This window comes from Nocardia sp. NPDC058499 (genome assembly GCF_042719915.1).
GTDB lineage: Bacteria > Actinomycetota > Actinomycetes > Mycobacteriales > Mycobacteriaceae > Nocardia.
In genome coordinates, this window is sequence record NZ_JBHXMZ010000005.1 from 444,292 (window position 1) to 450,558 (window position 6,267).

A 6,267-nucleotide genomic window follows, 5' to 3' on the forward strand; every position below is an offset into this window, starting at 1 on the left:
GTCTCAGGCCGCGGTACCGGTGGCGGCCGTCGGCCGGGAGGCGGCCCGGTCCGCGGCGACGGTGTCACCGGGGCGCGCGGATCGGCCGGTACGACGATGTATCAGCACACCGAGCAGTACCAGCAGCGCGCCGAGCGACCAGCCGGCCAGGACATCGGTCGCCCAGTGCACACCCAGATAGACACGGGACAAGCCGACCAGGCCCACGAATATCGCGGCAAGCACCACGGTGATCCGCGCCGCGATCCGATGTCCGAACCGTAGGTAGCCCAGCACCGCCAGCACACCGATCACCGCCGCCACACCGGTGCTGTGCCCGGACGGGAACGCCGGGCTGTCGACGGTGACCAGCCTGCCGTCGAGAGGTGGACGGTCCCGGCCGATCAGATTCTTGGACACCGGCACCAGGACGGCGGCCGCCGCGCCCACACCTGCCACAAGCGCCGCATCCGTTCGCCGGCCACGCCACAGCAACCCCGCGCAGGCCGCCAGGGCCAGCATCCACATGACCGCCGACCCACCGGCGTGCGTGATCGCCACCGCGCCGGTGGTCAGAGGGTCGTCCCGTAAGCCGAGGAACCACTCGTGTATCGCCGTATCGACCCCGGTCACGGCCCCGGAGAGCACCGAACCGGTCAACGCGGCGAATGCGGCGAGCAGCAGCACAGCGAACAAGACCATGTATTTCACGATAGCTGCTGGACATTTGCCGCAAAGCGGACACGGTGGGCCAGGGCCGCTCCCCGGCCCACCGCAGGGTGGGCTGCCGCACCCGGCGGACAGCGCGGACGGCGTCTATCGTGAACTCAAGGAACTCCTCTTCCTCGGTGCTCCGGGTGTCATGATGCTGCTGGGTGCGGCGGCAGCGGTCCGCTGGGTCTACACCCGGTTCCCGAAAACCGGGCGCGCGCCGGCCGGGCATACCTCCACCCGCCTCGCGGCGGCAGGGGTCGAGGAGATCACGGCCTTCTGGTACGGCAGCAAACGCCAGGAACTGGACCAGCGGGCGGCGCAGTCCATGCTGCGCGAGGACCACAGCGACGGTGCACCGCCGCGGGATCTGATCGACCTCGACCAGAGTCACGCCGTACTGATCGCCCGGCCGCCCAGGGAAGCCGCGAATACCTGACCGACCGCTCGCAGTTCGTGTGCCGGTCGCCGCCCGCGACCACCCGGCCGGGCAGCGTGCGGCGGCAGATTACTGTGGACGGGTGCATGCAGACCAGCGATCGGACGACAGCGGGCCCCGGATCTGGGGCGGCACCACGCTTTCGGAGCGCCGGCAGGCACGGCGCAGTGCGCTGCTCGAGGCGGCGCTCGATCTGATCGGTGAGGCCGGTGCGGGCGGGGTCACCATGCGGGCGGTGTGCCGCCGCGCCAACCTCACCGACCGGTACTTCTACGAAAGTTTCGCCAGCCGCGACGAATTGCTCGATGTGCTCTACCGGCAGACGGCCGAGGATTTCCTGGAACCGATGACCGCGTTCGCGGTGGCCGACGATTCCTCTCGCGATCGGGCGCTGTCGGAGGCACTGGTGAACAAGGTACTCGACGACCCCCGCAAATCCCGCCTGTTCCTGGTCGAACCCTATTCCAGCACCGGCCTCGGCCAGACCACCATCTCGGTGATGCCCGCCTTCACCCGGCTCATCCAGGACCACCTCTTCGCCCGGATCGACGACCCCGTACGGCGCCGGCTCGCGGCCGTCACCATGGCCAGCGGAAACGCCGGGATGTTCTCGGCCTGGTTGAACGGTTCGCTGCGGGCGACGCGCGAAGAGATCGTCGATCACCTTGTCGCGATGCTCGGCGCCTACCGCACGCTCTACCAGTAACCTCACGGAGGCGGAATCCGCCGCACGGCTTGGAGGTTCGGGGAAATTGCAAGACGAAGTGGTCGGGTCGACGGGTAAGCTGATCTCGCCGATCCGCGGCCCCGGGATGCTGGGTGAGGTCCTGGTCGCCGTCCGAGGGGGAACCGAAGGCTACATCGCGCGGGCGACCGAAGCCATTGCGGCCGGGAGCACCGTGCTGGTCATCGCGGTCGATTCCGGCCGTATCGCCGATGTGGTGCCCTGGATACCCCTCGCCGCGGACCCGGCATCCGAGTAGGCGAACGCGAGGAGTCATACCGTGCTGGGTTATCACGTCCCGGATCCCGACGAGGCGATGCTGGTCAGCGGCGCCAAGAGCAGCGATGCGGCACCGTTCCGGGTGATCATCGGCCGCGGTTCCTGGGTTGTACCGTTCTTCCGCAAGGTCCGGTATCTGTCGCTGGCGATGTTCGAGGCCGAGATCTCCGAACGCTGCGTCACCAAACAGGCCATTCAACTGCAGGTGCGGGCAGTGATCGCCTTCAAGGTCGCCAACGACACCGCCTCGATCGTGAATGCCGCGCAACGTTTCCTCTCCGAGCAGGAGCAGGAGATGTCGGTGCTCACCGGGCGGATCTTCTCCGGGCATCTGCGGTCGATCGTCGGGTCGATGACGGTCGAGGAGATCATCCGCGAACGCCAGCGTCTCGCCGATGAAGTGCTGGTGGCCTCCAAGGTGGAGATGAGCAATATCGGCCTGTGGGTCGATTCCTTCCAGATCCAGTCCATCGACGACGGCGACCTCGGCTATATCTCCGCCCTGGCCGCACCGCACAATGCCGCCGTGCACCGCGACGCCCAGATCGCCAAATCGCAGGCGGCTCAGCGGTCGGCCGAAGCCGAGCAGGAATCGCTGCGCAAACAGGCCGAATACTCGCGTGAGACCTCGATCCTCAAGGCGAGCTACCAGCGCGATATCGACAAGGCCGAGGCGGAAGCGGCCGCGGCCGGTCCGCTGGCCGCGGCGTTGGCCCAGCAGGAAGTGCTCAGCGCGCAGGCCGCGCAGGCCCGCAAGGAAGCCGACCTGCGCGAACAGCAGTTGCAGGCCGAAGTGGTCAAACCCGCACAGGCCGAGGCCGACCGGGTCCGGATCCTGGCCGAGGCCGAGGCGAACCGGACCCGGATCCAGGCCGAGGCCGCGGCGTCGAACAACCGGATCGCGCTCGACCAGATGCTGATCGAACAGCTGCCGCTGATCGTGGAACAGGCCGCGCGCGGGCTGTCGAATGCGAATCTGACCGTGCTCAACGGGCCCGACGGGGTGGGCGAACTGCTCAACGGCATGGTCGGGCAGGGGCTCACCGTGTTCAACTCCCTGCAAAAGGCGCTGATAACCGACGATGAGGAAAAGCGGGATATAGAGTGACCGCGTAACTGCGGCGAGGAGCGTGTGGTGGCCAGCGGGAAATTGGTGTCGTTCGACGGATCGCGGGGATTCGGTTTCATCCGGCCCGAAGACGGTGGTCCCGATGTATTCGTCCACGTCAACGATATCGGCCTCGGCGAGGACGAACTGCGTCAGGGACGGATCTTCGAATTCGAGGTCACCGAGGGCGACCGCGGGCCGAAGGCGGTCAATCTCCGGTCGCCGCGGGCAGCCGGGCCCCGCCCCGAACCCGCCGGTGCCGGCGGCTCCCCGCTCACCGCCGGCGAATACACGCGGCTGGTCACCGAACTGCTGCTCGACGCCTCCCCGGCGCTCACCGCCGGGGAGATCGTCGTGATCCGCGAACGACTCACCGATTTCGCCGGAGTTCAGGGCTGGATCACGGACTGACGCGCGGATCCGCCGACTTGTCGGCGGGAACTCTTATGCTCGGGGGCGATGAATCGGCGTCGGCCGCGACGTCGATACGGGTGAGGATCGACCCCAGGAGGACCGCGTGGATCTACCGGTGATGCCGCCCGTCCGGCCCATGCTGGCCAAAACCGCGCCCGAGATCCCGCCCGGCCCCGGGCTCAGCTATGAACCCAAATGGGACGGGTTCCGCTGCGTGGTCTTCCGCGACGGCGACGACATCGAACTCGGATCCCGTAACGACCGGCCACTGACCAGGTATTTTCCCGAGGTCGCCGAACTGTTGAAGGCGGCGTTGCCCCAGCGGTGCGTGGTGGACGGGGAAATCGTGGTCGTCACCGAGCACGGGCTCGATTTCGATGTTCTGCAGCAGCGCCTGCATCCGGCGGCGTCGCGCGTCACCAAACTGGCCGCCGAGACACCCGCGAGTTTCGTCGCGTTCGACCTGCTCGCACTCGGCGACCGTGATCTCACCGGCGCGCCGTTCACCGAACGCCGCGGACTACTCGAATCGATCCTGGATACCGCGCCGGGCCGGGTTCACCTCACCCCGCTCACCGGTGATCCGGCGCTGGCCCGGGACTGGTTCACCCGGTTCGAGGGCGCCGGTTTCGACGGGGTGATGGTGAAGGCCGACGACCAGCCCTATCAGCAGAACAAACGGGTGATGCTCAAGGTCAAGCACGAGCGCACGGCCGACTGTGTGGTCGCCGGATTCCGCTGGCACAAGGACGGCGCGGGAGTCGGATCACTGCTGCTCGGCCTCTTCGACGACAAGGGCGGTCTGCATCACGTCGGGGTCGCCAGTAGTTTCACCGCCGCCCGCCGCAAAGAACTGGTCGACGAACTCGCGCCCTACCGGGAGCGCGCGCTGGACAACCACCCGTGGCGTGACTGGGCCGATGCCGCGGCGCAGGCCGCATCCGGTGGTTCGATGCCGGGCGGGATCAGCCGGTGGAGTGCCGGTAAGGACCTGTCCTGGGAACCGCTGCGTACCGAACTGGTGGCCGAGGTCCGGTACGAACATGTGCAGTCCGGCCGATTCCGGCACGGCGGCCGCCTGGTGCGTTTCCGCGCCGACCGCACCCCCGAATCGTGTACCTACGCTCAGCTCGAGGAAGTGGCCCCCGCCGAACTGCACGAAATCTTCGGGACCCCGGTGGCGAAATGAGCGAATCCGTCGATATCGAGGTCGCGGGGCGGGTGCTGACCATCAGTAACCCCGGCAAGGTGTATTTCTCCCGCCGCGGCGAGACCAAACTCGATCTGGTGCGCTACTACCAAAGCGTCGCCGAGGCATTCCTGCGCGTGAACGGCGGACGGCCGCTGCTGCTGGAACGCTATCCCGACGGTGCGTCGGGGAAATCCTGGTTCCAGAAGCGGGTGCCGAAATCGGCGCCGGACTGGCTGCACACTGTCGAGGTTTCCACGCCGAACGGCACCACCAGCGATGCGCTGGTGGCCCACGATATGGCGCATGTGCTGTGGGCGGTGAACCAGGGCTGCCTGGGCTTCCACGTCTGGCCCAATCGGGCCGCGGAGCTGGGCATCGCCGACGAGCTCCGGATCGATCTCGATCCCTCACCCGGTATCGGCTTCCACGAACTGCGTTCCGCGGCGCTGCGTACCCGTGAACTGTGTACCGAGCTCGGTATCGAGACATGGGTGAAGACCTCGGGTTCCCGCGGGTTACACCTGTATATCGCGCTACAACCGCGCTGGGACGGCTACCAGGTGCGGGCCGCCGCCGTGGCGCTGGCGCGGGAACTGGAACGCCGGTATCCGGACGAGATCACCGCCCACTGGTGGAAAGAGGAACGTGGCCGGCGGGTTTTCGTGGACTACAACCAGAATGCCCCGCACAAAACTGTATTCGGGGCGTGGTGTGTGCGGCCGAAGGTCGGTGCGCAGGTGTCGACCCCGCTGCACTGGTCCGAACTGGATACCGTCGTGCCCGAGGAGCTGACGATCGCGGCCGTGCCGGCGCGGCTCGCCGACACCGGCGATCCGTGGGCCGAACGCCCGCCGCAATCCATCGAACCGCTGCTGGAATGGTCCGAACGCGATCTGGCGAGCGGGCTCATGGACGCGCCGTGGCCGCCGCAGTACCCGAAGATGCCGAACGAACCACCGCGGGTCCAGCCCAGCCGCGCCCGCAAACCGGATCCGGCCGGATAGTCCACGTCCTACTAGCCGCGGGCACGTCCAGCCGGGTAGGCCACAGACACGTCCAGCCGGTAGTCGCTCACGGACCAGCCCCGCGCGGGTGGGTCACGGACAGGCCCGGCCGGACAGCTGCACGCGGATCCAGCCGGGTAGCCGCGCGCGGGCCCTCCCGGAGAGACCACGGTAAATCCACAGGTGGGCCTCATCAGCGGTGGCCGTTCCCGACCCGGGCGGACTCGGCGCGTGCCGGCGGCGTCCGTCGTGGACTCGATTCAGGAGACCCATAACGCCCAGGTGCCGTCCTCGCAGACCAGTGCTTGTCCGGCGGCGGTGCGGGCGGTAGTGCCCGCACCGGTACCTCAACTCCCCCCCTCCGCAAACCCCCCCACATCCACACAACGCCACCCAGACCACTGCTCCCCCGTTCCA

General features: G+C 67.9%; 8 protein-coding genes. 7 read left to right on the forward strand and 1 reads right to left on the reverse strand.

The features are described 5' to 3' along the window. Positions 1–3: 3 nt before the first annotated feature. On the reverse strand, positions 4–681 hold the full coding sequence (locus tag ACFWPH_RS18460) for a phosphatase PAP2 family protein (protein WP_378752474.1): 678 nt from the start codon (positions 679–681) through the stop codon (positions 4–6). 25 nt (positions 682–706) lie between these two features. Here ACFWPH_RS18460 and ACFWPH_RS18465 point away from each other — a divergent pair, with 25 nt between their 5' ends. The 7 genes from ACFWPH_RS18465 (at position 707) to ligD (ending at position 5,850) form a co-directional block, all read left to right on the forward strand. Then, complete coding sequence (locus tag ACFWPH_RS18465; RefSeq protein ID WP_378752476.1) at positions 707–1,129, forward strand: DUF6191 domain-containing protein; 423 nt, start codon at positions 707–709, stop codon at positions 1,127–1,129. 82 nt (positions 1,130–1,211) lie between these two features. Beyond that, the gene (locus tag ACFWPH_RS18470) at positions 1,212–1,835 is read left to right on the forward strand and encodes a TetR/AcrR family transcriptional regulator (protein WP_378752478.1); all 624 of its coding nucleotides are present in this window, start codon (positions 1,212–1,214) and stop codon (positions 1,833–1,835) included. Positions 1,836–1,881: 46 nt separating this feature from the next. Then, on the forward strand, positions 1,882–2,112 hold the full coding sequence (locus ACFWPH_RS18475) for a hypothetical protein (protein ID WP_280417412.1): 231 nt from the start codon (positions 1,882–1,884) through the stop codon (positions 2,110–2,112). Between the two features lie 21 nt (positions 2,113–2,133). Beyond that, positions 2,134–3,240, forward strand: a complete 1,107-nt coding sequence (locus ACFWPH_RS18480) for an SPFH domain-containing protein (RefSeq protein ID WP_378752480.1) — start codon at positions 2,134–2,136, stop codon at positions 3,238–3,240. Positions 3,241–3,264: 24 nt separating this feature from the next. Continuing rightward, a complete protein-coding gene (locus tag ACFWPH_RS18485) occupies positions 3,265–3,651 on the forward strand; it encodes a cold shock domain-containing protein (RefSeq protein ID WP_378752482.1) in 387 nt (128 codons plus the stop codon). 106 nt (positions 3,652–3,757) lie between these two features. Next, positions 3,758–4,843, forward strand: a complete 1,086-nt coding sequence (locus ACFWPH_RS18490; protein WP_378752484.1) for an ATP-dependent DNA ligase — start codon at positions 3,758–3,760, stop codon at positions 4,841–4,843. Next, on the forward strand, positions 4,840–5,850 hold the full coding sequence (gene ligD / locus ACFWPH_RS18495; RefSeq protein ID WP_378752486.1) for a non-homologous end-joining DNA ligase: 1,011 nt from the start codon (positions 4,840–4,842) through the stop codon (positions 5,848–5,850). The genes ACFWPH_RS18490 and ligD overlap by 4 nt, the downstream gene beginning before the upstream one ends. Positions 5,851–6,267: the final 417 nt, after the last annotated feature.